The sequence below is a fragment of the Arthrobacter sp. 10N43 genome, assembly GCF_056394525.1.
Genome location: NZ_JBFTIA010000008.1, coordinates 67,716 through 93,178 on the forward strand (window position 1 = coordinate 67,716; position 25,463 = coordinate 93,178).

22 protein-coding genes are annotated in these 25,463 nt (G+C 67.5%); 4 read left to right on the forward strand and 18 right to left on the reverse strand.

From position 1 onward, the window contains the following. Positions 1-15 precede the first annotated feature (15 nt). The 10 genes from AC1DDO_RS15930 to AC1DDO_RS15975 all read right to left on the reverse strand — a co-directional run bounded on the left by AC1DDO_RS15930 (position 16) and on the right by AC1DDO_RS15975 (position 13,381). A complete protein-coding gene (locus AC1DDO_RS15930; protein ID WP_476867228.1) occupies positions 16-2,088 on the reverse strand; it encodes an ABC transporter ATP-binding protein in 2,073 nt (690 codons plus the stop codon). Beyond that, complete coding sequence (locus AC1DDO_RS15935; protein ID WP_476867229.1) at positions 2,085-3,818, reverse strand: ABC transporter ATP-binding protein; 1,734 nt, start codon at positions 3,816-3,818, stop codon at positions 2,085-2,087. Before AC1DDO_RS15935 ends, AC1DDO_RS15930 begins: the two co-directional genes overlap by 4 nt. 340 nt (positions 3,819-4,158) lie before the next feature. Continuing rightward, positions 4,159-6,171 carry an MDR family MFS transporter gene (locus AC1DDO_RS15940; protein WP_476867301.1) on the reverse strand — a complete coding sequence of 671 codons (2,013 nt, stop codon included), beginning with the start codon at positions 6,169-6,171 and terminating at the stop codon, positions 4,159-4,161. 130 nt (positions 6,172-6,301) lie between these two features. Then, positions 6,302-6,787: a MarR family winged helix-turn-helix transcriptional regulator gene (locus tag AC1DDO_RS15945; protein WP_476867230.1), complete on the reverse strand. Its 486-nt coding sequence runs from the start codon at positions 6,785-6,787 to the stop codon at positions 6,302-6,304. A gap of 223 nt (positions 6,788-7,010) precedes the next feature. Next, complete coding sequence (locus tag AC1DDO_RS15950; RefSeq protein ID WP_476867231.1) at positions 7,011-8,714, reverse strand: thiamine pyrophosphate-binding protein; 1,704 nt, start codon at positions 8,712-8,714, stop codon at positions 7,011-7,013. Beyond that, positions 8,711-9,838 carry an agmatinase gene (gene speB, locus AC1DDO_RS15955; RefSeq protein WP_441409972.1) on the reverse strand — a complete coding sequence of 376 codons (1,128 nt, stop codon included), beginning with the start codon at positions 9,836-9,838 and terminating at the stop codon, positions 8,711-8,713. Before speB ends, AC1DDO_RS15950 begins: the two co-directional genes overlap by 4 nt. 118 nt (positions 9,839-9,956) lie before the next feature. Continuing rightward, on the reverse strand, positions 9,957-10,298 hold the full coding sequence (locus AC1DDO_RS15960) for a P-II family nitrogen regulator (RefSeq protein WP_441409971.1): 342 nt from the start codon (positions 10,296-10,298) through the stop codon (positions 9,957-9,959). Further along, on the reverse strand, positions 10,295-11,698 hold the full coding sequence (locus AC1DDO_RS15965) for an ammonium transporter (RefSeq protein ID WP_476867232.1): 1,404 nt from the start codon (positions 11,696-11,698) through the stop codon (positions 10,295-10,297). Before AC1DDO_RS15965 ends, AC1DDO_RS15960 begins: the two co-directional genes overlap by 4 nt. 239 nt (positions 11,699-11,937) lie before the next feature. After that, the gene (locus AC1DDO_RS15970; protein ID WP_476972236.1) at positions 11,938-12,717 is read right to left on the reverse strand and encodes a hypothetical protein; all 780 of its coding nucleotides are present in this window, start codon (positions 12,715-12,717) and stop codon (positions 11,938-11,940) included. Positions 12,718-12,805: 88 nt separating this feature from the next. Then, complete coding sequence (locus tag AC1DDO_RS15975) at positions 12,806-13,381, reverse strand: helix-turn-helix domain-containing protein (protein WP_028275626.1); 576 nt, start codon at positions 13,379-13,381, stop codon at positions 12,806-12,808. A 285-nt stretch (positions 13,382-13,666) separates the two neighbouring features. On the opposite strand from AC1DDO_RS15975, the gene AC1DDO_RS15980 reads away from it, so the two are divergent. Then, entirely contained in the window at positions 13,667-15,190 is a 1,524-nt protein-coding gene (locus AC1DDO_RS15980; protein ID WP_476867234.1) for a sodium:solute symporter family protein, read from the forward strand. A 91-nt stretch (positions 15,191-15,281) separates the two neighbouring features. Here the strand turns inward: AC1DDO_RS15980 and AC1DDO_RS15985 are convergent, their stop codons facing one another. Continuing rightward, entirely contained in the window at positions 15,282-15,518 is a 237-nt protein-coding gene (locus tag AC1DDO_RS15985) for a hypothetical protein (RefSeq protein WP_476867235.1), read from the reverse strand. 259 nt (positions 15,519-15,777) lie between these two features. Here AC1DDO_RS15985 and AC1DDO_RS15990 point away from each other — a divergent pair, with 259 nt between their 5' ends. Then, positions 15,778-16,965: a VIT1/CCC1 transporter family protein gene (locus AC1DDO_RS15990; protein ID WP_476867236.1), complete on the forward strand. Its 1,188-nt coding sequence runs from the start codon at positions 15,778-15,780 to the stop codon at positions 16,963-16,965. Then, the gene (locus AC1DDO_RS15995) at positions 16,965-17,900 is read left to right on the forward strand and encodes a matrixin family metalloprotease (protein WP_476972237.1); all 936 of its coding nucleotides are present in this window, start codon (positions 16,965-16,967) and stop codon (positions 17,898-17,900) included. Before AC1DDO_RS15990 ends, AC1DDO_RS15995 begins: the two co-directional genes overlap by 1 nt. A 121-nt stretch (positions 17,901-18,021) precedes the next feature. Here the strand turns inward: AC1DDO_RS15995 and AC1DDO_RS16000 are convergent, their stop codons facing one another. From AC1DDO_RS16000 to AC1DDO_RS16015, 4 genes are all read right to left on the reverse strand, one after another. After that, positions 18,022-18,798: an SDR family NAD(P)-dependent oxidoreductase gene (locus AC1DDO_RS16000; RefSeq protein WP_476972238.1), complete on the reverse strand. Its 777-nt coding sequence runs from the start codon at positions 18,796-18,798 to the stop codon at positions 18,022-18,024. Positions 18,799-18,826: 28 nt separating this feature from the next. Next, positions 18,827-20,203: an MFS transporter gene (locus AC1DDO_RS16005; protein ID WP_476867239.1), complete on the reverse strand. Its 1,377-nt coding sequence runs from the start codon at positions 20,201-20,203 to the stop codon at positions 18,827-18,829. A 192-nt stretch (positions 20,204-20,395) separates the two neighbouring features. Beyond that, on the reverse strand, positions 20,396-21,103 hold the full coding sequence (locus AC1DDO_RS16010; protein ID WP_476867240.1) for a FadR/GntR family transcriptional regulator: 708 nt from the start codon (positions 21,101-21,103) through the stop codon (positions 20,396-20,398). Positions 21,104-21,145: 42 nt separating this feature from the next. Further along, positions 21,146-21,613: an SRPBCC family protein gene (locus AC1DDO_RS16015; RefSeq protein ID WP_476867241.1), complete on the reverse strand. Its 468-nt coding sequence runs from the start codon at positions 21,611-21,613 to the stop codon at positions 21,146-21,148. A 39-nt stretch (positions 21,614-21,652) separates the two neighbouring features. Here AC1DDO_RS16015 and AC1DDO_RS16020 point away from each other — a divergent pair, with 39 nt between their 5' ends. After that, positions 21,653-22,426, forward strand: coding sequence for a gamma-glutamyl-gamma-aminobutyrate hydrolase family protein (locus AC1DDO_RS16020; RefSeq protein ID WP_476867242.1), 774 nt, complete (start codon positions 21,653-21,655; stop codon positions 22,424-22,426). Between the two features lie 104 nt (positions 22,427-22,530). Here the strand turns inward: AC1DDO_RS16020 and AC1DDO_RS16025 are convergent, their stop codons facing one another. From AC1DDO_RS16025 to AC1DDO_RS16035, 3 genes are read right to left on the reverse strand one after another with little or no spacing between them, the layout of a single operon-like run. Further along, positions 22,531-23,565: a Gfo/Idh/MocA family oxidoreductase gene (locus AC1DDO_RS16025; protein ID WP_476867243.1), complete on the reverse strand. Its 1,035-nt coding sequence runs from the start codon at positions 23,563-23,565 to the stop codon at positions 22,531-22,533. Beyond that, positions 23,562-24,347 carry a TIM barrel protein gene (locus tag AC1DDO_RS16030; protein WP_476867244.1) on the reverse strand — a complete coding sequence of 262 codons (786 nt, stop codon included), beginning with the start codon at positions 24,345-24,347 and terminating at the stop codon, positions 23,562-23,564. The genes AC1DDO_RS16025 and AC1DDO_RS16030 overlap by 4 nt, the downstream gene beginning before the upstream one ends. Continuing rightward, positions 24,347-25,450, reverse strand: coding sequence for a Gfo/Idh/MocA family oxidoreductase (locus AC1DDO_RS16035; protein WP_476867245.1), 1,104 nt, complete (start codon positions 25,448-25,450; stop codon positions 24,347-24,349). The genes AC1DDO_RS16030 and AC1DDO_RS16035 overlap by 1 nt, the downstream gene beginning before the upstream one ends. Between the last annotated feature and the right edge of the window lie 13 nt (positions 25,451-25,463).

Consider the following 25,463-nt stretch of genomic DNA (forward strand, 5'->3'; position numbering starts at 1 on the left):
GGGACTCGGCGGCGCTCAGCTGCGCACCGCCGTCGCCTCGCCCGCCGGGTCCTCCAAGGCCGTCTCCGCGTCCTCGCCGGCGAACTGGGACATGTACAGCCGGTAGTACGCGCCGTGCAGTGCCAGCAGGTGGGCGTGCCGGCCCTGCTCGACGATCTGCCCGTCCTCCATGACCAGGATGGTGTCCGCGTCCCGGATGGTGGAGAGGCGGTGGGCGATGACGAAGCTGGTGCGCTCGGTGCGCAACGCGGCCATGGCCTTCTGGACCAGAGCTTCGGTGCGGGTATCCACCGAACTCGTCGCCTCGTCCAGGATGAGCAGCGACGGGTTCGCCACGAAGGCCCGGGCAATGGTGATCAGCTGCTTTTCGCCGGCGCTGACGTTGTTGCCTTCTTCGTCGATGACCGTGTTGTAGCCATCCGGCAGCGCGCGGACGAAGCGGTCCACGAACGTGGCCTTGGCCGCTGCCATGATCTGGTCCTCGGTGGCGTCCAGCTTGCCGTAGCGGATGTTCTCGTAGATGGTCCCGCCGAACAGCCAGGCGTCCTGCAGCACCATGCCGACCTTGGCGCGCAGCTCCGAACGGCTCAGTTTGGTGATGTCCACCCCGTCCAGGGTGATGCTGCCGGCGTTGAGCTCGTAGAAGCGCATCACGAGGTTGACCAGGGTGGTCTTGCCCGCCCCGGTGGGGCCCACGATCGCCACGGTGTGTCCGGGCTCGGCCGTGAAGGACAGGTCCTCGATGAGCGGCTTGTCCGGTGTGTAGCTGAAGGTGACGTGGTTGAACTCGACGTGGCCGTCGGTCTTCGCCGGAAGGTGCTCGGTGGCCGTCTCGGCGTCCTGTTCGTCGGCGTCGAGGAACTCGAAGACCCGCTCAGCGGAGGCGACACCGGACTGCAACATGTTGGCCATGCCGGCCATCTGCCCCAGCGGCTGGGTGAATTCGCGCGAGTACTGGATGAACGCCGTCGCGTCGCCCAGGCTCATGGCGCCGGAGGCCACCCGCAGCCCGCCAACAACCGCGATCCCGACATAGCTGAGGTAGGAGACAAACTGCATGACCGGCATGATCATGCCGGAGACAAACTGGGCCCCGAAGCTGGCCTTGTAGAGTTCCTCGTTCCGTTCGTCGAAGCGGGCCAGCATGTCGGCGTCGCGGCCGAACACGCGGACGAGGTCGTGGCCGGAGAAGGATTCCTCAATCTGGCCGTTGAGCTCACCGGTGTTCTTCCACTGGGCGGCGAAGAGCTTCTGGCTGCGGGCGCCGATGATGCCGGCGGCCACCCCGGAGAGCGGCAGGGCGATGAGTGCGATCAGGGCCAGCTGCCAGGACACGATGAACATCATGATCACGATGCCGATGACCGTCAGGGCGGAGTTCACGAGCTGCGCGAAGGCCTGCTGGAGCGCCTGCTGGATGTTGTCGACGTCGTTCGTGACACGGGAGAGGATGTCTCCGCGCTGGCGGGTATCGAAGTAGCCCAGCGGAAGCTTGTTGAGTTTCTTCTCCGTGTCATCGCGCAGCTTGCGGACCACGCGCATGACCAGCACATTGAGGACATAGCCCTGCAGCCACAGGAAGATGTTGGCGACGAAGTACATCACCAGCACCACGCTGATCAGGAACGCAAGCTTCTGGAAATCGATGCCGGCGCCCGGCACGACGTCCATCTTGGCGAGCATGTCAGCGAAGTTGTCCTGGCCCTGGGAGCGCAGTCCGTCGATGAACTGCTCCTTGGTGGCCCCGGCCGGAAGTTGCTTGCCAACGACTCCGGCGAAGATCACGTCCATCGCCTGACCCAGGATCCTCGGGGCAATGACGTTGAGGACGACGGCGACCGTGACCATTGCGAGCACGACGATGATGCCGGCGCGCTCGGGCTTCAGCAGCCCCATGAGCCGTTTGGCCGAAGGCCAGAAGTGCTGGGCCTTCTTCGCCGGCACGCCGAACATGCCGCCGTCGGCTTCGCCGGGCGTGTACTCCTCCTCGACGAAGTCGTCCTCCAGCACGTCGGTTGCGACGCTCCCGGCCGCGGTCGAATCAGTTGCCTCGGGCGGCGTGGTGGAGAGTTTCTCGTTGGTGCTCATGCCACTGCCTCCGCGGTCAGCTGGGATTCGACGATTTCCTGGTAGGTGCTGGAGGTTTCCAGCAGTTCCTCATGTGTTCCGCGGTCCACGATCCGGCCGTTGTCCAGCACGAGGATCTGGTCGGCGTCGGCGATTGTGGACACGCGCTGGCCGACTATGATCACGGTGGCATCGGCCGTCTTGGCCTTGAGTGCCCGGCGGAGCCTGGCGTCGGTGGCGACGTCGAGGGCGGAGAACGAGTCGTCGAACAGGAAGACCTTGGGTTCGGTGACGAGGGCGCGGGCGATGCACAGCCGCTGGCGCTGGCCGCCGGAGACGTTGGTGCCGCCCTGGGCGATTCGGGAGGCCAGGCCGCCCTTCTTTTCGCGCACGAAGTCCGCGGCCTGGGCGACCGTCAGGGCCTCCCACAGGTCCGCGTCGGTGGCCTCGGGCTTGCCGAAGCGCAGGTTGTGCTCAATGGTTCCGGAGAACAGGTAGGGCCGTTGCGGCACCATGGCCACGCGCTGCGTGACCTCGGCCCGGTCCAGCTGGGTGACGGGGACGCCGTCGAGCAGGACCTCGCCCGATTCGGCGTCGTAGAGCCGCGGCAGCAGGGCCAGCAGGCTGGACTTGCCGGCACCGGTGGAGCCGATGATCGCCACCGTCTGGCCGGGCTCTGCCGTGAAGCTGATGTTGCTCAGCACGGGTGCCTCGGCGCCGGGGTAGGCGAACGTCACGTTGCGGAACTCGACGCGGCCGGCCTTTGCTGCCGGCGTCACGGGGGTGAGCGGTTCGTGGATGGAGGGTTCGACGTCGAGCACTTCGCCGATGCGGTCGGCACAGACGGAGGCGCGGGGAATCATCATAGCCATGAAGGTGCCCATCATGACGGCCATGAGGATTTGCAGGAGGTACTGCAGGAACGCGGTCAGCGAGCCGATCTGCATCTCGCCGGCATCAACGCGCTGGCCGCCGAACCAGAGTACGGCGGCAGTGGATATGTGCAGGATCATGCCGATGGCGGGGAACATGAGCACGAACAAGGAACCGATCTTCAGCGAGACGTCGGTGAGGTCCTTGTTGGCCGCGCCGAAGCGCTCGGCCTCATGGGGTTCGCGCACGAAGGCACGGACCACGCGGATGCCGATGATCTGTTCGCGGAGGACACCGTTGAGCCGGTCGATCTTCTCCTGCATGGACCGGAAGAGCGGCATGAGGCGGACCACGAGGTAGCCCACCACCACGACCAGCAGCGGCACGGAAACCCAGACGAGCCAGGAGAGGTTGAGGTCCTCGCGCAGGGCCATGAAAATCCCGCCGATGCACATGATGGGCGTGGCCACCATGAAGTTCAGCGCCATGAGCATGAGCATCTGGACCTGCTGGACATCGTTGGTGCCCCGGGTGATCAGCGTGGGTGCGCCGAAGAGGTTGACGTCCCGGGCCGAGAAGCTGCTCACCTTACGGAAGACGCCGCGGCGCAGGTCCCGGCCGAACGCCATCGCGGCCTTCGATCCGTAGTAGACGCCGGCGATCGCCGTGGCCACCTGGACCAGGGCGACGCCGAGCATGACGCCGCCGGTGCGCCAGATGTAGTCCGTGTCCCCGCGGGAGACGCCCTCGTCGATGATCTGGGCATTGAGGCTGGGGAGGTACAGAGCCGCGATGGTGGACGCCAACTGGAAGATGACCACGGCCGCGATGTATGGCAGATACGGCTTTGAATAGCGCCGCATGAGGGTAACGAGCATGCCCACGAGTCCTTACGAAGACCGGACTATGGAAAGTCCGAACGATTTTAGAGGCAGATAAATGGAGTGAGTTGAAAAGCTGATTGAAGACTATCCCTTGGGTCCGACAGCCTTAGCCACCCAACTGTACGAAATCCCCCGCTCGGGTGGAACACGGGGCGCCGAATATCATCCAAACGGCGTACTTAACTGTCCGATTTGGCCGCTCGAGGGACTCGCGAGGGGGCCCCGCGAGAAGGCCCCGCGAGGGCCCCTTCACGAGGGTCCCCCATGGACCCGCGAGAAGGCCCCGCGGCTGCCCCTGGGGCGGCCACGGGGCCTTCGGAATACGGCGCCGGCGCTATTCGGTGCGGTGCCGGCCGTGGGTGGCGATGTACTCCGCGGCCGCCCGCTGCATCTTCCGTTGCTTGGCCAGTGCCCGGTGCAGGGCCCTGAGCTCCTCTGCAACGCGGGCCTGTTCCGCGGCGATCGCGCGCTGCTGCGCAGCCTGTTCGTACACTGCTCCCAGCGCGTCCGCCAGCTGCAGCTGCTGTTCTGCCAGCAACCGCTGGGTCTCCAGCAGCACAGGCAGCACGTCGGCGGCCTCGGGCCGGTCGTCGGCCAGCAAGGTCCGTGCCCGCTGCCGGGCGGCATCGGGGAAACGGGATTCGGCGCGCTCCCGGCTGAGGACCTCGATGAATTCCCGGTCCAGGTCCACGATGCCGGTACCGCCGGCGGTGGAAGCTGCCTTGGCGGCGTCGTCCGGGCTGTTCCGCAAAGGATCGCCCAAAGCCGTCGCTGCCGCGCCCCCGGCCGCTGCCACAGCAGCGTCCGCAGCGGCGTCCCCTGCGTCCCCGGCGTGCTCGGCAGGCTCCGGCCGGACGTCCACGGTGCGGCGCAGCGGACGTTCCTTGATGAACAGGATGGCAACCAGCGCCACGAGGCCGATGATGGCAGAGATCAGGAAGACCTCCGCGATCGCGTCGCCGTAGGCGGCCCGCATGATGTCGCGGATCGGTGCAGGCATGTCCTTGAGGTCCATGCTGGCGCCGGCAGATCCGGCCGGAACCTGGATTCCGGCGGAGGCGAGTCCCTCCACCACGAGCTCCTTGACCCGGTTGCCCAGCACTGCGCCGAGGACCGAGACGCCGATAGCTCCGCCGACGGACCGGAAGAAGGCAACGGAGGCGCTGGCCGTGCCGATGTCCTTGGCCTGGACCGTGTTCTGGACGGCGAGGACGAGGTTCTGCATCAGCAGGCCCAGGCCGACGCCGAGGATGGCCGTGTAGATCCCGGTCAGCCAGAGGTCAGTGGTGTGGTCCATGCTGCCGGCCAGGCCGAGGCCGCCGATCAGCGCGATGGCGCCGGCGATCAGGTACCGCTTCCACTTGCCGGTGCGGCTGATGAGCATGCCCGAGGCGACCGAACCGATCAGGTTGCCCGCGATCATGGGCAGCGTGAGGAGGCCGGCTTCGGTGGGCGTGGCACCGCGTGCCACCTGGAAGTACTGGCCCAGGAACGTCGAGGAGCCGAACATGCCCACGCCGACGGCCACCGAGGCGAGGATGGCGAGGGCGGTTGTCCGCTCCCGGATGATATTCAGCGGGATGATGGGCTGGGCCACGCGGGACTCCACCAGCACCAGCAGGCCCAGGAGCAGGACGCCGCCGCCCACCATGGCCACCGACTGCCACGACCACCAGTCGTAGTAGTCGGGGTTGCCGGCGAAGGAGACCCAGATCAGCAGCAGGCTGACGCCGGAGGTCAGCAGGATGGAGCCCAGCCAGTCGATCTTGGCGGGGCGCTTGACGTGCTGGATCTTCAAGGTGACCTGCAGCAGGATGAGCGCGACGACGGCGAGCGGGACACAGACGAAGAACGTCCAGCGCCAACCCAGCGGGCTGTCGACGATGAAGCCACCGAGCAGCGGGCCGCCGGCCGTACCCACGGCCATGACGCCGCCCATGTAGCCGGAGTACTTTCCGCGGTCGCGCGGCGGGATCATCGAGCCGATGATGGCCTGGGCCAGGGCGGTCAGGCCGCCCATGGCGATCCCCTGGATGACGCGGGCGGTCAGCAGCAGCGGGATGGTCTCGGACAGGCCGGCCATGACGGAACCGGCCACGAAGATAACGATGCTCAGCTGGACGAGGACCTTCTTGTTGAAGAGGTCCGCGAGCTTGCCCCAGATCGGAGTGGTGGCCGCGTTGGCCAGGAGCGCGGCGGTGATCACCCAGGCGAAGTCCGTCTGGGTTCCCTTGAGCTCGGACATGATGGTGGGCAGCGCGTTGGCAACGATCGTGCTGCTCAGGATGGCCGTGAAGAACGCCGCGAGCAGCCCGGTCAGGGCCTCCATGATCTGGCGGTGGGTCATCGCCGCAGGTGCTGCGGCGGCCTGGGGTGCGCGGGGCGCCCTCTGGGGAATCTCCGACTGGGCGTTCAACGGCGCGGTCTTCAACGGCGCGGTCTCCGGCCCCGTGGCGGCAGCGTGGCTAGCCATATATCTACTCCTCAACAATTTCGGTCGTTTTCGTGGGTCCGGCCGTCGTTGCCCGGGCTGAGGTCCTGAGGGACTCAGCAAGTTTTTCGAGGGTGCGCGCCGTCAGTTCGACGTCGTCCTGGCTCCAGTCCTGCAGCAGGCCCTGGAGGGCGGCTGTGCGCTGGTCCTCGATGACGCGCAGCTTCTCCGCGCCTTTGGCGGACAAAGCGATCAGTTGCGCGCGGCCGTCTTCGGGGTCCGGCCGGCGGACCACATAGCCGTGGTCTTCGAGTTCGGCGATGTGCCGGCTGAGGACCGGGGCGCTGACGCCGAGCCGCTCCGCAAGGTGCGTGGCCCGGGATTCGCCCTCCCCCACAAAGCGAAGGACGCCTTGAAGCGCCACCCCGGTGTCCTGCCCGCGCAGGCTGGCGGCGGCAACACAGCGGACGGCGCGCTGGAGGTCGAAGATCTGGTAGACGAGTTTGGCTGCAGCGTTGGATTCAACTGACATGTATGGACACCCCTCTTTTGTTTGCCCAAGGCAACTATATCTTAAAATGGTTACTTCGGGAAACTAACTCTGTTGAGAGGGGTGCCGGGCAGCCCCGAAATCGGCGCTAAGAGGGCGCTTAAAGACAAAACGGACCGGCCGGGTCCGCCCCTCACTGTGAGGGGCAGACCCGGCCGGTCCGCTGTGCCGTGCTGAGTTGTTGAGGGCAGTGCCGCCCGCCCGGCTACGTGGCCAGGTGGGTGGGGCCGAACATCTTGAGCAGGGTTTCGACGACGACGACGTTGGGGCCGTCCGCCGCGAAGCCGGCCTTCAGTGCGTCCCCGACGTCCTCTGGGGCGACCCGGACGGCCGGGACGCCGAAGGACTCGGCGAGCTTGACGAAGTCGGGCCGGGACAGCTCGGTGGCGGTGGCCTTGCCGAAGGCGCCCACCATGTATTCGCGCAGGATGCCGTAGCCGCCGTCGTCCACGATCAGCCAGGTGACCGGGATGTTGTGCTGCTTCGCGGTGGCGAGCTCGGAGATGGAGTACATGGAGGAGCCGTCGCCGGAGACGGCCAGCACCCGGGCCGAACCGCCGGGCGTGCCGGTGGTTTCGAGCCCGACGGCGCCGCCGATCGCCGCGGGGAAGCCGTAGCCGAGCCCGCCGGCGCCCTGTGCGGAGTGGAACTGGCCGTCGCGGGCGTCCCAGCAGCTCCAGCCCCAGTAGGCCGAGATGGTCATGTCCCAGAAGGTCTGCATGTCCGCCGGGACGGCCTCGCGGATGTCGGCCATGAACTTCAGTTCCTTGGCCAGGTCCTGGGATTCGAGCCGGGCCGTGACCTTGGCCAGGGTCTCCTTGACCAGGGCTTCGGGGGCGGTGCCATGCCAGTCCGCGCGCTCTGCGTGCGGTTCCGTCAGGGCGGCGTCAAGCGCGGCGAGGGCCTGGCCGGCATCGGCGCGGATGCCCAAGCCGGGGCGGTTGGACTCCAGCACCCGGGGTTCGGCGTCGATCTGGATGATCCGTCCGCGCGGTTCGAAGGTGAAGTAGTTGGAGGTCACTTCGCCCAGGGACGAGCCGATCACGATCAGCACGTCGGCGTCCTCGAGCAGATCCGTCATGTACCGGTCTTCGATCCAGGACTGCAGCGAGAGCTCGTGGTTCCACGGGAAGGCGCCGTTGCCGCCGGGCGTGCAGATGACCGGGGCGCGGAGTTTCTCGGCGATGGAGAGCAGGGACTTCTCAGCCCGCCCGCGGCGCGTGCCGCCGCCCGCGATGATGGCGGGACGTTCCGCGGTTGAGAGCCATTTGACCGCCTCGCGGACCAGCTCCACGCGGGGCGGGTTGTCGGCCGCTTCGGCGAGGGCATCCTCCACCGGGGGCACCATGATGGGATCCAGCAGGACGTTCTGCGGGATTTCCAGCCAGACGGGGCCCTGCGGCGAGGAGATTGCCTCGGTCCAGGCGTCCTGGATGGCGGAGGGGATGCCGGAGGCGTGCTGGATCAGCCGCTGGGACTTGGTGACGTTCGCGGCCGAGGCCTTCTGGTCATCGAGCTGGTGCAGCATGCCCTTGCGGCGGGCGCCCAGGCCCTCGAGCGGGATCTGGCTCGCCACGACCACCATGGGCACGCCAGTGGCGTAGGCCTCCTGCAGCCCGGCCAGGGACGTCAGCGCGCCCGGGCCGGTGGAGAGGAACAGGACGCCGACCTCGCCGGTGGCGCGGGAGTACCCGTCTGCGGCGAAGGCCGAGTTGTTTTCCACCCGGGAGGAGACAAAGTGCAGGTTGCCGCGGCCCATGGCATCGAACAGGCCCAGGGCGTGCTGGCCAGGGATGCCGAAGACGGTCTTGGCACCGAGGGCCTCGAGGGTTTCGACGACGAGGTCCCCGCCGTTGCGGACGTTGGTGCCCTTGGTCGGGGCAGCAGTACCGGGGTCGAAGTCGATCACTTGAGGGCCTCCGCGGGTGCTGTGATCCGGATGGACTCGGCCGGGGTGCTTGCCGACTTGTTGCTTGCAGCCGCGCTGCCGAAGCCGGCCGGACGGCGGGATTCCTGGCCGAGGGCCTGGGCCGCGTAGCCGGTCGGGGCACCGAAGCGGTCGCCTTCGACGGCGCGGTCCGCCATCAGGGTCACGAGTTCGTAGGCGACATGGCTGGCTGCCACGCCGGTGATCTCGGCGTGGTCGTACGCCGGGGCAACCTCGACGACGTCGGCCCCGACGAGGTTCATGCCGCGGAAGCCGCGGATGATTTCCAGCAGTTCGCGGCTGGTGAGGCCGCCGGCTTCCGGCGTGCCGGTGCCGGGGGCGTGTGCCGGGTCCAGGACGTCGATGTCCACCGAGATGTAGAGCGGACGGTTCCCGATCCGGTCGCGGACCTTGGCCACCGTCTCCAGGACGCCCTGGTAATAGACGTCCGCCGAGGTGACGATGCCAAAGCCGAAGCGGTGGTCGTCGTCGAGGTCCTTCTTGCCGTAGAGCGGGCCGCGGGTGCCGATGTGGCTGATGGCCTCGGTGTCCAGGATGCCTTCCTCGACGGCGCGGCGGAAGGGGGTGCCGTGCGTGTACTCGGCGCCGAAGTAGGTGTCCCAGGTGTCCAGGTGCGCATCGAAGTGCAGCATGGCGATGGGCTCGCCGGCGCGCTCGGCGGCGGCGCGCAGCAGCGGCAGGGCGATGGTGTGGTCGCCGCCAAGGGTGACCAGCTTGCTGCCCGAGGCCGTCAGGTCCAGCGCGTTCTGCTGGATGGTTTCGATGGCGTCGTTGATGTTGAACGGGTTGACCGCCATGTCGCCGGCGTCGGCCACCTGGATGTTCTCGAAGGGGCTGACGTCCCAGGCCGGGTTGTACGGCCGCAGCAGCCGGCTGGCCTCACGGACGGCGTTGGCACCGAAGCGGGCGCCGGGCCGGTAGGAGACGCCGGAATCGAACGGCACGCCGACCACCGTGACGTCCGCCTTGGCGACCTGGTCCAGGCGCGGCAGGCGGGCATAGGTGGCAGCTCCGGCGTAGCGCGGGACGCGGGATGAATCGATGGGGCCAAGGTTGCCATTGGCCTCGATGCGCAGCTCTTCCAAAAGAAGCCTCTCCTTCGAGGATTGACCGACGGTTGTGACAGCCATCATACACTCGAAGTTTCGCATTGCGCATCATTTGTTTACCAAAGCCCGGAAATCCGCGGCCCCGCGGGGCGCCTCACGCGATGGCCGAGGCGCCCCGCTCCCCCGTCCGGACGCGGACGGCGTCGCGCACGTCAATGATCCAGATCTTGCCGTCGCCGAAGCTGCCCGTGCGCCCGCCTTCTTCGATGGCGGCCAGGACCGCGCGCAGGGCGTCCTCGTTGACCAGGACCTCCAGCCGCACCTTGGGCAACAGGTCCGAGTTGTATTCAGCGCCCCGGTACACCTCGAGGTGCCCCCGCTGCCGGCCATAGCCGCTGGCCTGGCTGACCGTCAGTCCATTGACTCCGGACCGCTCCAGGGCTGCGCTGACGGCGTCAACCCGGTCCGGCCGCACAATGGCCGTCACGAGCTTCACGTCGACACCTTGCCGCGGGCGGCCTCACTTTCTGGCTGGGCCTGGGTTTGGACCGGGGCCGCGTCGGCCTTTGCGTGCGGGTCACCGGGGTGGAAGCTGCCGCCGACCATCAGGAGTTCGTACGCCGTCTCGGCGTGCTCCGTCACATCGATGCCGGAGAGTTCGTCGGCCTCGGAAACGCGCATGCCGATGGTCTTGTGGATCGCGAAGCCAATCAGCGTGGTCATGGCGGCGCTCCATGCGGTGACAATCAGCGCGGTGAGGATCTGTGGCCAGAATTGCGCCAGTCCGCCGCCATAGAAGAGGCCGCCGCCGGTCTTGGCGGACGGAAGCGCGAAGAATCCCAGGGACAGGGTGCCCCACAGGCCGCCAACGAAGTGCACGGCCACGACGTCCAGGGAGTCATCGAGGCCGATCTTGAACTTCAGCCCGACCGCGAGGGCGCAGACCACGCCCGCGACCGTGCCGATCAGGATTGCCCCGACGGGATCGATGAACCCGCAGGCGGGGGTGACGGCCACGAGTCCCGCGACGGCGCCCGAGGCGGCGCCGAGCGAGGTCGCATGCCCGTCGCGCAGGCGCTCGACAAACAACCAACCCAGCAGGGCGGCGCTCGTGGCGAGCAGCGTGTTGGTCCAGGCCAGCGCGGCCGTGGCGTCGGCGGCGAGTTCCGAGCCGGCGTTGAAGCCGAACCAGCCGAACCAGAGCAGCCCTGCGCCGAGCATGACGAACGGCAGGTTGTGCGGGCGGATGTTGGGGTCCTTCATGAATCCGAGCCGCTTGCCGAGCACCACCGCCAGCATCAGTCCGGCAATGCCGGCGTTCATGTGGACGACAGTACCGCCGGCGAAGTCGAGGGCAGAGATCTTGCTGCCGATGATGCCGGTGGGCCCGAAGATCCCGCCGCCCCAGACCCAGTGCGCGATCGGTGCGTAGACCAGCGTGACCCAGAGGGCGGCAAAGAGCAGCCAGGGGCCGAATCTGACGCGCTCGGCCACCGCACCGCTGATCAGCGCAACGGTGATGATGGCGAACGTGGCCTGGAAGCCGATGAATATCATGTCCGGCAGGCCTGGCGCCTTCGAGCCGATGGTGCTGGTCAGCCCGCTCAGGCCGAAGTTGGTGAAGGGATCGCCGACGAAGCCGCCCAGCGTGTCCGGGCCGAAGGCCAGGCCGTAGCCCCAAAGGGCCCAGACGACGGCGACGACGCCCATGGCGCCGAAGCTCATCATCATGATGTTAAGGACGGACTTCATCCTGACTAGGCCGCCGTAGAAGAAGGCCAGCCCGGGGGTCATTAGGAGGACAAGGGCGGACGCTGTCAGCATCCACGCTGTCGATCCGGGGTCAAGGACCTGCGGATCCACTTCCATTCCTACTGCAAGAACAGAGAACTTCATTGCGGGAGCCTTCCTCGAGTGCCGGCGCTCCGAGGGCGCCGATTCGGCGAGACCATGAGTCGTTGGGACTGTTGCAGTCCCCCCGCAGATGACGCTACCCACGGCGTGTTTCAGGAAGGCTTTCCGATTCTTGCGGGGATGTTACGGGACGGGTCCGGGCATTAATTTGCCGTTTCCGGCAGATTTCCGGAATGTGACGTACATCTCACCGTGGCCCGTCCCGCCACCAACCGTGCAGGTCAGCTGTACTTGAGGCTGAGCAGCAGGCGCTTCAGCTGGCTGTACTGCTCGGTGATCATCCAGGCCTTGGCGGAGTCGACGGAAGCGAACGCGGGGCTGCCAAAGAGCACCTTGGCCTCGGCTCCGCCGTTGGCAAAGCTGATGTAGGCGGAGCCGGAGTTGGAGACCGGCGGTGCGAAGTCGCGCTCCTTGCGGACGCTCATGTGGAAGTCGGACTGGTCGGCGAAGGAATCAAAGGCGAAGCCGAAGGCCAGCTGTTCGCCGTCGACATCCTTCAGCCCCGGCACCGGAGCGGCGTCCAATACGGTACGGGCCACCGGGCCGGAAGCATTGCTGGCGTTGGTGCTGCTGACGATCGACGCCAGTTCGTTGCCCGTGGCATCGGCGATGACGGCCTGCACGCCCTGCAGCTTGCTGGCGTTCCCGGCCGAACCTACCGTCCGGACCGACCAGGTGCTCGGGTACGAAAAGGACAGGTGCCCGTCCGGGAAGGTAAACACCTTCACGCCGGCCACGGCGCCCGCCGTCGGCGTGGCGGTGGCGGAAGTAGGCGTGGCGGAAGTGGAGGTGGCGCTGGCGGTGGGTGTGGCGGCCGGGGCGGAGGAAGCCGCCGGTGCCGCGTCGGATTCCTGCGATGCCGGGACCGTCGTCGCGGAGCCGGCGGGGCCGCTGCCCGTCTCGCCGGCCCGCTGGCCCGCCGCGGCGCAGGAGCTCAGGCCGAGTGCGGCCGCGAGCGCGGCGGCCAGCGCCAGGGACAGAAAGACGTTCTTGCGGTTCATGGAATCCCCCAGTTGAACTGACGCGAGCGGTTTCCGCTCGTCCTCTATGTTTCCAGATTGCCCGGATTGGCTACTTGCAGTCCTGCCCTCAGCGGCTGGCTGCGGGCACCAGCACCCAGAGCACCTCGACGGCATCGTCCGTGGGATTGACCCAGGTGTGGGGTTCCCGGCCCGGGAAGGTCACGGTGTCCCCGGCGCTGAGCTCGAATTCCTCGTTGGTGAGGATCAGCCGGATGCTTCCCTTGACCACATGCAGGACGTCGACGTCGCAGTCCACGGCATAGAGCTCGGACTCGCCGCGCCCGCGTGGTTCGATCACGGCCTGGATGATCTGGACCCGGCGCTCGGAGCGGGCAGTCAGCAGCCGCTCGACGATCCCCTCGCCGCCGAGGGAGATGCGGGGGCCTTCGTTCTGCTTCGTGAGGTGCGTTTCGGGGGCGGCGAAGAGATCGCCGATCGAGATGGACAGGACCTGGCACAGCGTCACCAGGGAGGCGACCGAGGGTGAGGTGAGGTCCCGCTCGACCCGGCTGAGGAATCCCTTGGTGAGCCCGGTGGCGTCGGCGACCTGTTCAATGGTGAGCCGCTGGGACTGCCGGGCGGCGCGGATCCGCGAACCGATGGCAACGGGAACGTTGCTCGGTTCAACTGGTAGAGCCTTCATTTAGGAACCTTTCACGGCCGGCCGCTTGGCCCCATTCATTGGAGCAATCCTAGCCGGAGCGGACCTTCGTGACGCGGATGCGGCGACGGCACGCAGGGCATCTTGACTGTTACCGGGGTCACAACATACTCTGTTGGGCAACATGTGTTGCCTAATGGGCAATACCGGAGGTTCCGACGGACATCCTCCTCCAACCCCGTCACGCAGCAGCAGACTTGCCGAACGCATCGTTGAGGCCCGGCAATCCCCGCACACGCTGCCAACCAGCTCCAAGGAGCCCTTAAAATGGACGCAAGTTTCGTCAACATCGCCATTGTGGTGGTGTACCTGATCGCCATGCTGGCGTTCGGCTGGTGGGGCAAGTCCCGCACCAAGAACAATAGCGACTTCCTCGTCGCCGGCCGCCGCCTCGGCCCGTTCCTCTACACCGGCACCATGGCCGCCGTCGTCCTGGGCGGCGCCTCGACTGTCGGCGGCGTCGGCCTGGGCTACAAGTTCGGCATCTCCGGCATGTGGCTCGTGGTCGCGATCGGCGCCGGCGTCCTGCTGCTGAGCCTGCTCTTCGCCCCCACCATCCAGAAGCTGAAGATCTACACGGTTTCGCAGATGCTGACCCTGCGTTACGGCACCAGGTCCACGCAGACCTCGGGCATCGTCATGCTCGCCTACACGCTGATGCTGTGCGCCACCTCCACGAGTGCGTACGCCACCATCTTCGTGGTGCTCTTCGGCTGGGACCGCGCGCTCGCCATCGCCGTCGGCGGCTCGATCGTGCTGATCTACTCGACCATCGGCGGCATGTGGTCCATCACCCTGGCGGACCAGGTCCAGTTCGTCATCAAGACGGTCGGCATCTTCCTCCTGATGCTGCCGTTCACACTCAACGCCGCCGGCGGCCTCGACGGCATACGCGCCCGTGTTGACGCCAGCTTCTTCCAGATCGACGGCATCGGCGTGCAGACAATCATCACCTATTTCGTCGTCTACACCCTGGGCCTGCTGATCGGCCAGGACATCTGGCAGCGCGTCTTCACCGCCAAGACCCCGACAGTTGCCCGCTGGGGCGGCGCCACGGCCGGCGTCTACTGCATTCTCTACGGTGCTGCCGGTGCACTGATCGGCCTCGGCGCCCGTGTCGCGCTGCCGGAGATCGACGTCGCCAACCTGGGCAAGGACGTTGTCTACGCCGAGGTCGCCACCCAGATCCTGCCGATCGGCATCGGCGGCCTGGTGCTCGCCGCGGCCGTCGCCGCCATGATGTCCACCGCCTCCGGCGCACTGATCGCCGCGGCCACCGTGGCCCGCGCCGATGTGCTGCCGTTCGTCGCCAGCTGGTTCGGCAAGAACATCAACACCGCCGACACGGACAACCCGGAACACGACGTCAAAGCCAACCGGATGTGGGTCCTCGGACTCGGCATCGTGGCGATCATCATCGCCGTTATCACCAAGGACGTGGTCGCCGCCCTGACCATCGCCTACGACATTCTGGTCGGCGGCCTCCTTGTGGCCATCCTCGGCGGCCTGGTCTGGAAGCGCGGCACCGGTCACGCAGCAGCGGCGTCCATGGCGGTGGGCACGGTCATCACGCTCGGGACCATGATCATCCTGGAGATCAACGCCGAGGTTCCGCTGGACGGCATCTACGCGAACGAGCCGATCTACTACGGCCTGGCGGCCTCCGCGGTCGTCTACATCGCGGTGTCACTGCTGACCAAGCCGACGGATCCCGCAGTCATGAAGAACTGGAAGCGGCGGGTTGCCGGCGAGGCATCCGAGGACGAAGCGATTACGGTTCCGGTGCACTAGGTTCCGCTGGTCTACTGGCCCCGCGTAAACGACGGCGGTGCCTCCCCTCATAGGGGAGGCACCGCCGTCGGGCTTTAAAGCCTTTGGTGAATCATTCATTCTCCTCGGACTCGAGGAATTCCTCCCCTTCGAGCGGCACCACTGGCTTCTCGTCTCCGAGGAAGTCCTCCGCGTCCAGGGGAACCAGCCGGTCGGCCTCTTCGAGGAGCTCCTCGTCCCCGGTCTCCGCGGCATCGCTCACGGGCGCGTCCTCGGCGTAGTCGTAAGCGGGATCGGACTCGAGGGACTCCCGGGCCGGCTGGATGGGATGTGATCCGGTGATATCCATGGTGCAACCTCCGTACGACTCGGTGGCGGCAAGCCCCGGGGAGCCCGCCCTGGGTTTCATTCGAACACCGCTGACACGGACGGTCAAGGTCCCACAAATGCCGCCGGAAAGCAGTCGCTGGCGGCCCGGTCGAGGCAATCCAGTTACGGCCTCCCTAAACCTCCCGCTGAGGATACCCAGCCGAAAAAACGCGGAAATACGCGGTACTCTGGAGTCGCAATGGGGCCGGACCACGCCCGACCAAACCCAGGAGTTTTTCGTGTCTCAGCACACCGAATCGAACCGCAACGATTCTTCGCAGCCACACTCGACACAAGCCTCTTCGGCCCGCACCACGGACCCGGCAGCCCGTTCCGGCCTGAATTCAGACCCAAGTCCCGCGGACATCAAGCGCTGGCGCCAATACCTCGCCGACGAGCGAGCCGAGGCGGCCGTCTACCGGGATCTTGCGCAGAATCGCTCGGGCGAGGAGCGTGCCATCCTGCTGGCGCTGGCCGAGGCCGAGGGACGCCACGAGGCGCACTGGCTGCAGCTGCTCGGCGGCCACGCTGGCAAGGACCGGCATGCCTCCCTCCGCAGCCGGTTCCTGGGCTTCCTGGCCCGCCACTTCGGCTCGGTCTTCGTCCTGGCCCTGGCGCAGCGGGCCGAGAGCCGCTCCCCATACTCCACTGAAGCGTTCGCCACGCCGGCCATGGTCGCCGATGAGCAGATCCATGAAGAAGTAGTCCGCGGACTGGCCACCCGGGGCCGGAACCGCCTCGCGGGGACCTTCCGTGCCGCCGTCTTCGGTGCCAACGACGGGCTGGTCAGCAACCTGTCCCTGGTCATGGGCATGGCGGCGTCGGGCGTGGGCAGCCAGGTGGTGCTCCTCAGCGGCGTCGCCGGCCTGCTGGCCGGTGCGCTCTCCATGGGGGCCGGCGAGTTTATTTCCGTGCGCTCGCAGCGGGAGCTCCTCGCCGCGACCCGCCCCACCCAGATCACGTTGGCGGCAGCCCCGCTGCTGGATATCGAGCACAACGAACTCCTGCTCGTGTACCTGGCCCGCGGGATGTCCCGGGAGGCCGCCGAGCACCGCGTCGCGGAGCGGATGGGCCTGCTGGACTGCGACTGCGATCCGAGCCTGTCGCTGCGGCCGGAACTGCCCGAAAGCGAGGACGAGCACGAGGCCGTCGGCACCGCCTGGGGCGCGGCGGCGTCGAGCTTCTGCTTCTTCGCCTCCGGCGCGATCGTGCCCATCATTCCGTTCCTGCTGGGCATGACAGGTGTGGCCGCCTTGGTGGTTTCGGCCGTCCTCGTCGGCTTGGCGCTGCTGCTTACCGGCGGCGTCGTGGGCCTGCTCTCCGGCACGTCGCCGACCACCCGCGGCCTGCGACAGCTGGCCATCGGCATGGGCGCCGCCGGCGTGACGTACCTGCTGGGCCTGGTCTTTGGCGCCGTGGTTGGTTAGTGGACGGCCCTGAATTTAGGGACCGCGGGCCGCGGCACAGCCGGCGCGCCACCGCGCTGCGGGTTGTCAGAAACCTTGCCGCAGCTGCCGTGATCGCCGGCGGGGCCTTCCTCACGGCCGGACTGGTCTACGGCGATCCTCGATTCACCGGCCTGTTCGAGGTCAGCCGCGGAACGGGACACACGGCCGGCCGGGACGTGCAGGCGGAGCCGCGGTCCGGGCAGGAGTCCGGCCAGCCTGCCGTGCCTGCCACCGGGGACCGGGCCGACACTCCCCCGCCCGGTCTCGAGGAGCAGGACCGGCCCCTCGGCGCTCCCCGGAAATCGGAGAGCGCCAGCACCTCGTACAAGTTCCTCGCAACGAACGACGACGGCTCTCCGGTGGGTTACTCGCCGTGCCGGCCCCTGCACTACGTGGTCAACGCCGCCCTGGCGCCGCGGGGTGCCGAACGGCTCGTTGAAGATTCCATCCGGACGATCTCGGAGGCCACCGGGATCAAGTTCATCAGCGATGGCCCCACCACGGAGACTCCCTCGCCAACCCGGGCGCCCTACCAGAAGGACGCCTACGGGGACCGGTGGGCGCCGCTGCTGATCGCCTGGACCACACCGGAACAGGCCCCGCAGCTTAAAGGCCCGGTGATCGGCACGGGCGGCAGCACCCACTTCAGTTTCGGCGACGGTCCCAAGAGCTTTGTCACAGGCAGCCTGGAACTGGATGCCCCGCAAATCGCCGAAGACCTGGACCGCGGCCAGGGTGGGGCCTATGCCACGGCCGTGATTCTGCACGAGCTCGGCCACGTGATGGGCCTGGAGCATGTGGATGACCCGGTCCAGCTGATGTACCCGGAGATCGGCGCCCCGGACGGGCTTGCCGACGGTGACCTGAACGGGCTCTACGAGCTCGGCCACGCCCAGTGCCGCAAGGATCTCTGACCGGCTGAAACGCCAGAAACACCCCTACACCTCCGGTTGCGCTATCACTCTTGGCGGCCATTCCGGGGGTTTAAGGCCTAGAGCTGATAGCGCAACGGGGGTGCGGGGGGCGGACTGGGGGTCAGGAGACCTGGAGGCCGCCGTTGATGTCGTACGTGGCCGCCGTGATGTACCCGGCGTCGGGGCCGAGCAGGAAGGCGATCAGGGCCGCCACTTCCTCGCGGCTGCCGACGCGGCCCATCATGATCCCTTCGGACATCTGCGCCTTGCGGTCCTCACTCAGGGTGCCGCCCATGATGTCCGTGTCGATGGGGCCGGGGGCGATGGCGTTGACGGTGACGCCGAATTCGCCCACTTCGCGGGCCAGGGCCCGGGTGAATCCGATGATGCCGGCCTTGGAGGCGCTGTAGGCGACCTTGGAGTAGGTGCCGCCGCCGCGCTGTGCGGAAATCGAGGAGATGCTCACAATCCTGCCGAGCTTGCGCTCAATCATGCCCTTGAGCACGCGCTGGGAGACGATGAAGGATCCGCGCATGTTGATGGCGAAGACCTTGTCCCATTCTTCGACCGTGGTGTCCATGAACGGCGTCGGGGAACTGATGCCGGCCAGGTTGGCCAGGGCCACGATCGGAGGCAGCGAGCCCTCGATCTCCGTGATGGCCCGGTCTACGGACGCGGCGTCGGACACGTCCGCGCCGACGCCGATGGCCTTGACCGCGCGGTTGGAGCCGATCTCGGCGGCAGCTGCGGCGGCGTCCTCGGCGTTGATGTCCAGGATTGCGATGGACCAGCCCTCGCTGGCCAGGCGGTCGGCGGCGGCGCGGCCGATGCCGCGGGCTGACGCGGCGCCGGTCAGGACGACGGTGCGCTCAGTGGGGAACGGGGTAATTGATGTCATTGCGAAGGTTCCTTCAGGGAGTTCGGGATCAGGGTACTTTGGCCGGGTCGACGACGGCGGCAGCCGCCGCGACGGCGGGGTCAAGAGCGGCGTCGCCTTCGGGGCGCTTGCGGGCGTAGAGGTAGGTGGCCGCGGCGGTGAGGCACAGGCAGAGGGAGAGGAACAGCAGGCCGCTCTGGTTGCTGCCGGTAGCGTCCTTGAGGAGCCCGACGGCGTACGGGGAGATGAAGCCGCCGAGGTTTCCGAGCGAGTTCACCAGGGCCAGTCCGGAGGCGGCTGCAGCGCCGGTCAGGGCGGCGGAGGGCATCGAGAGGAACGGGGCGATTGCGCCGTAGATCCCCATGGCCGAGAGCGTCAGGCCGATCATCGCGAGGAACGGGTTGACCGGCAGCAGGTAGCCGGCGGCGAGGAGTCCCACGCCGGCGAGCACCATGCTGACCGCTGTGTGCCAGGCGCGCTTGCCGGTCCGGTCCGCGCGCTTGCTCCAGAAGTAGACGAATACTGCGGCCACGGCGTAGGGGATGAAGACGATGAAGCCAACTTCGGCCGTGGAGAACTTGCCAAGGGCTGCGACGATGGTGGGCATCCACAGGCCCAGGCCGTAGATTCCGCACACCAGGCCGAAATACAGGGCGGAGTAGACCAAGGTGCGCTTGTCCTTGAGCCCGGCCATGAAGTTGTGCTTTCCGGACTGGGACTTGGCTGCCAGTTCAGCGTCCATGGTGGCGGCGAGCCAGTTGCGCTCGTCGACGTTGAGCCATTTGGCGTCCCGCGGCCGGTCCGTCATGAGGATGGGGGTCAGGAGTCCAAGCGCGATCGCCGGGATGCCTTCGATGATGTAGAGCCACTGCCAGCCCTGCAGGCCCATGATGCCGTCCATCTGCAGGAGGAGCCCGGATACCGGGGCGCCGAGCGCGTTGGAGACGGGCTGGGCGAGGATGAAGATGCCCAGCACGGTGACGCGCTGTGCGGCGGGGAACCAGAGCGTCAGGTAGAACAGGATCGCCGGGAAGAACCCGGCCTCGGCGGCACCGAGCAGGAACCGGACGATGTAGTAGGTGGTTTCCCCGTTCACCAGGCACATGGCGGTGGCGAAGATGCCCCACGTGATCAGGATCCGGGCCAGCCACTTGCGGGCGCCGAACCGGTACATGCCCGCGTTGCTCGGAACTTCAAGAAGGGCGTAACCGAGGAAGAAGATGCCGGCGCCAAGACCGTAGGCGGCGGAGGTCAGGCCGATGTCCTCGCTCATGGTGAGTTTGGCGAAGCCGACGTTGTTGCGGTCCAGGTAGGCAACGAAGTAGAGCAGGACAATCAGGGGCATGACGCGACGGCGGACCTTGCGGAGCGTGCGGTCGCCCAATTCGCCGAGTCCGGAGGACTTGGGGGCTAATGAAGTCATCATCGACCTTCTTACGTGAGTTCCTGCCCTGCGGCTGTGCCGGGTGAGGAAGTCGGTGGATTAGGGAGTGGAGATCCTGCCCGTTTGCGAGTGTTGCAGGATGTCTATTTGAGTCAGATGTCAGACATCTGATTCAAGAACTAGGCACGAGCTTAGAATGTGATTCGGATTACGTCAAGGGTCTGGGGGCGGACGTCAGGACTTGACGCCGCGGACGTACCGCTCGTAGTCCGCATTGGTCTGGTCCATGTGCTCATCCATCGCCTGCCGCGAGCGCTCGGCGTCGCCGCTCAGGATGCTGTCCAGGACCCGCTGGTGGTAATCGATGGCGTGCTGCTGGATCACGCCGACGGCCGACGTCTCGCGTCGGGTCATGTACAGCAACTGGCCCAGCTGGGCGAACAGGGCCCGGACAAAGGGGTTGCCGGAGGCCCTCAGGACGGCGTCGTGGAAGCCAATGTCCGCCTCGACGAAGCGGTCCAGGTCGCCGGACTCGTGGAAGCGCTTCATGTCCGCGATGCACTCGCGCATCTGCTCGGCGTGCTCGGAGGTGTAGCGCTTGGCGGCGAGCGCGGCCGCGCCGGTCTCCACCATGCGGCGCATCTCGATCAGTCCCACCGAGACCTGGTCGGCCGCGTTGCCGTGCGAGGCCGCCTTAAAGATCGCGTCCAGGCCGGTCCAGTTGTCCGTGGGGTTGACGAAGGTTCCCCGGCCGGCCTTCACGTACAGGATGTTTTGGGCGCGGAGTGCCTTGAGGGCTTCGCGCACCGTCAGCCTGCTGACGTCGTAGGCTTTGGCGATGTCGGCTTCCGGCGGAATCGTACTGTGCGGCTGGAGCTTTCCATCGAGGATTTCGGTCAGCAGGCCGTCGACGAGCTCGTCGACCAGAGTCCTGCGGCCCATCCCGATTACCACCTTCAGTCGCGTTTTGTGCTTCCATCCACATTACCCAAGTCCCGCAGGCCCGGCCATGTACGCCTCGAGCTTGGCCAGCGTCTGTTCCAGGTTGGCCGGATGGCGGCGCAGGTAGCCCGCCAGCCGGAGAAGGCTCTTGCCGTGGACCCGCCGCGCGTCCCATTGCTCTGTGACCATGGTGCCGGCGGTTCCGTCGGCACCGGTGGACGGCTCGAGCAGGTAGCGCCACACGTGGCCATAGAAGTGCCGCCACGCGATCCGGCGGCCTTCCTCGAACTCGCAGACCCGGTTGAGGATTTTGTAGTTCACCCGCATGTTCATGTGCATGCCGAACCTGGCGCCGAGGTACAGCCGCCGGGGCCCGCGCGGCTGGGCGCCCTTCACGGTGTCCGAGCCGTCGATCACGCTGTGAAGGGCGGGCGTGGCGAGCACCTCGAAGATGGCTTCCGGGGCGGCCGGGATGTATCGGCTGCGGGACACGAGATAACGGGCGTTCATCTGGCAATCCTAGTCCGCGATCATGTTGCAGAATGAGGCATGCAGACTTCCCGCAACCTCGCCGGCGCCCGGCCGCGCATCGGCGTACCTGTCCGCCTCAGCAGCTCCGCCGACCCTGACCCGCGTGTGGCGGAGGCCAACGGATTGTTCGAGTACATCGTGGAGCTGCTGCGGGAGGGCGGCGGCGAACCGGTGCTGCTCACCGCTGTGGAGCCGTCCGACGGCGGCCTCGCCGCGGAGTTGTCGACCCTTGACGGCGTCGTGCTTCCCGGTGGCGGCGACCTCGACCCCGGCCTCTACGGCGAGGAACAAACCGATCTTTGCTACGACGTCAATCCCGCCCAGGACGCGCTGGACGTTGTGGTGGCGCGGCAGGCGATCGACGCCGGGCTGCCCGTGCTCGGCATCTGCCGCGGGCACCAACTGCTCAACGTGCTCTATGGCGGGACCCTGGTCCAGGACATGGCGCCGGGGACAGTCGTGCACCATGAGACCGCGCCGGTGCACGGGGCCGGACCGTGGGCCTGGCATGAGGTCGGCGTGCAGGCCGGCTCCAGGGTGGCTGCCTTGTACGGGAGCGAATCCGGTGCCGTGAGCGTGAAGATCGCGTCCGGCCACCACCAAGCCGTGGCCCGGGTGGCCGAGGGTTTGACGGTGACGGCCGTGGCCGAGGACGGGACCATTGAAGCGCTGGAGGATCCGGAGCGCTGGGTGGCCTCGGTCCAGTGGCACCCCGAGGCGCTGGAAATCCCCGCCGGAGAGCGACTCGCCCCCTTCCGGGCCTTCGTCGACGCGTGCCGGGCCCGCCGCTAAGGCCGGCAAGCCAACCGGAAACCCCGGGGCCGCGGCCCCGGGGTTTCCGTTTAGCTGCATTCAGTTCACTGGGCCAGGCCCAGGGGCTGGGCTCAGGGCCAGGCTCACCTGGCGACGCTGAGGGCCACGCGGACCGGCACGCCGGTGGCGAGCGATTCCTGGGCGGCGTCTGCCACCCGGGAAGCCGCCACGGCGTCTTCCGGGGTGCAGGGGTTCTCCCGGCGGCCAAGGATCAGTTCCACGAAGGCGGCCATCTCGGACCGGTACGCCGCCTCGAACCGCTCGGCGAAGGTCAGGTGCGGCTTTCCGGCGGGGAAGGTGATCCCAGCCTCGGCGGAGGCCAGCGCCGTCTTGTCGTCCAGGCCCACCATGAGCGAACCCCGGGAGCCCTGGATTTCGAGCCGGACGTCATGGCCGGCCCCGTTGTAGCGGGTGGCGGAGACCGTTCCCACGGTGCCGTCGTCGAACGTCACCAGCGCGAGGGCCGTGTCCACGTCGCCGGCTTCGCCAATGGCCGGATCTCCGTTGTTGGAGCCCCTGGCGTACACCTCGACGATTTCGCGGCCCGTGAGCCAGCGCAGGATGTCGAAATCGTGGACCGAGCAGTCGCGGAACAACCCGCCGGAGCTGGCCAGGAACTCCACCGGCGGCGGCGTCATGTCGCACGTGACGGCGCGCAGGGAGTGGATCCAGCCCAGTTCGCCGGCCTGGTAGGCGCGGCGCGCCTCGAGGTAGCCGGCGTCGAACCGGCGCTGATGCCCGATCTGCACCACGCCCTGGCGCTCGCGGACATAGTCGAGCACCGGCAGGGCGTCGGCCACGTTCAGGGCCACGGGCTTCTCGCAAAACACAGGGATCCCGGCGTCCACGCCGGCCTTGATGAGCTCGGGGTGGGTTCCGGTTCCCGTGGCGATGACCATGCCGTCCAGGCCGGAGCCCAGCAGGGCCTGGACCGACGGGAGGAATTCGGCGCCCAGACCGGACGCCACGGCCCGGGCATGCACTTCGGCGACGTCCGTGAGCCGGAGCCGGACGTGGATCCCTTGCGGATTCAGGACCTCGTTGAGGGCGGCGATGTTGTTGGCGTGCATGACGCCGATCCGCCCAACTCCGACGAGGCCGAGTACGACGTCCCTCATGCCGCTGCCCTCGCGGTCACAGTGAACGCTGAGCGGAAGGCCTCCAGGGCCGCATAACTGTCTCCACTGGCCCATGCTTCCATGCCCACTGTCCCTTCGTAGCCGGCATCGGCGAGTGCCCTGGCGACGGCCGCGTAGTTGATCTCGCCGGTCCCGGGTTCACAGCGGCCAGGAACATCCGCCACCTGGATTTCGCCGATGTACGGCAGGGCGCTCCGGACGAGTTCGATCAGGTTCCCCTCCCCCATTTGGGCGTGGTATAGATCCAGCATGAGTCTGGCGTTCGGATGCCCGGCGGCCTGCACCAGCGCCAGGGTGTCCTTGGCACGGGCCAGCGGGATGCCGGGGTGGTCAAGGATGGTGTTGAGGTTCTCGAGGCAGAAGGTCACGCCGTGCTTCTCACCGAGCTTTCCGAGCCGTTCCAGGGTCCGGGCGCCGGTGGCCCACATGTGGCCGCTGGATCGGTAGACCGGCCGTGCCGCCTGGCCGTCGACGAGTTCGGCCGGGTGGACCACCAGCCGGCTGACGCCAAGCTCCAGTGCGGTGGGGATCAGGGTCTCGGCTGTCCGCACCACGTCATCCGCCGTGTCCGGGTCCACGAGGCTGCCGGCGGTGTATCCGGTCATGGACGAAAACACCGCCCCGGTGGCCTTGAGCGCGCCGATGTCTTTGGAGCGCGAGTCCCAGAGTTCGACGTCGAAGCCCGCCTCGTGGATCCGGCGCACCCGCTCCGTGAAAGGCAGGTCGGTGAAGACCATCTCGGCGCAGACGGCAAGCCGCATTAGAGGACCGCCTTCTCGTTGACGGCCACTGTGTTGACCGTTGCCGGGGCCCCCTGCTTGACCGACTCGATGCAGGCCAGGGCTACGGCCAGCGCGCGCCGGGCGTCATTGGCCACCGGGGTGAGGGTGAACGGCTTCGACGGCGGCACTGTTCCGTCGCGCCGGGCGCGCACCGCGTCGGCGAAGTCCACGAGTTCATCGGTGTAGGCCTGCCGGAAGAGTTCGACGTTCAGCCGTGGAGTGTCGGCGGACATCCCCTCGGCGGTGAACCGGCGGGCGGCGGTTTCGGTGGACCGTCCGGCCTGGACCATGCCGCGGGAACCGAAGACCTCGCCGCGGATGTCGTAGCCGTAGAGAGCGCTGAAGTTTGCCTCGGCGACGGCGATCGCGCCGTTGCTGTAGCGGATGGTCACGACGGCGGTGTCCAGGAAGCCCTGGTCCCGCAGTCCCGGCTCCACGAGTGCGTCGGCGACTGCGTAGACCTCCACAGGTTCGGCGCCTTCGTTGAACCAGTTGAGGGTGTCGAAGTCGTGGATGAGGGTCTCGAGGAAGACCGTCCACGCCGGGATCCTGGCGGCGTGGCCGATGCTTCCCGTGCCCGGGTCCCGGGTCAGTGAACGCATCAGCTGGGGCGTCCCGGCAATTCCGGCGGCGAGGTCCTTCTTGGCTGCCTGGAAGTCGTCGGCGTACCGGCGGTTGAAGCCGATCTGGAAGTGCACCCCGGCGGCGTCGACGGCGGCAAGGGCGGCGTCGAGTTCCTGGAGCCCCAGCCCTGCGGGCTTTTCGCAGAAGACGTGCTTTCCGGCGGCCGCAGCCTGCCCGATCAGGGAGGAATGGAACCGGGCGGGGCTGGCGATGACGACGGCGTCGATCTCCGGGTCGGCCAGGAGGTCGGCGGCGTCGGCGGTCACCTTCGCGGTGCCCAGGGTGCCGGCCAGTGCCTCGGCGGATTCCAGGTTGGGATCCGCGATGGCGGCCAGGACGGCGCCCGGGACCCGGCGGGCAATGCTCTCGGCGTGGAAAGCGCCCATCCAGCCGGAGCCGATCAGCCCGATCCGTACGGGCTGCGCGGCGTCGGACGGGGTGCGGTTGAGGTAAGCCAAAGGCCTGTCCTTT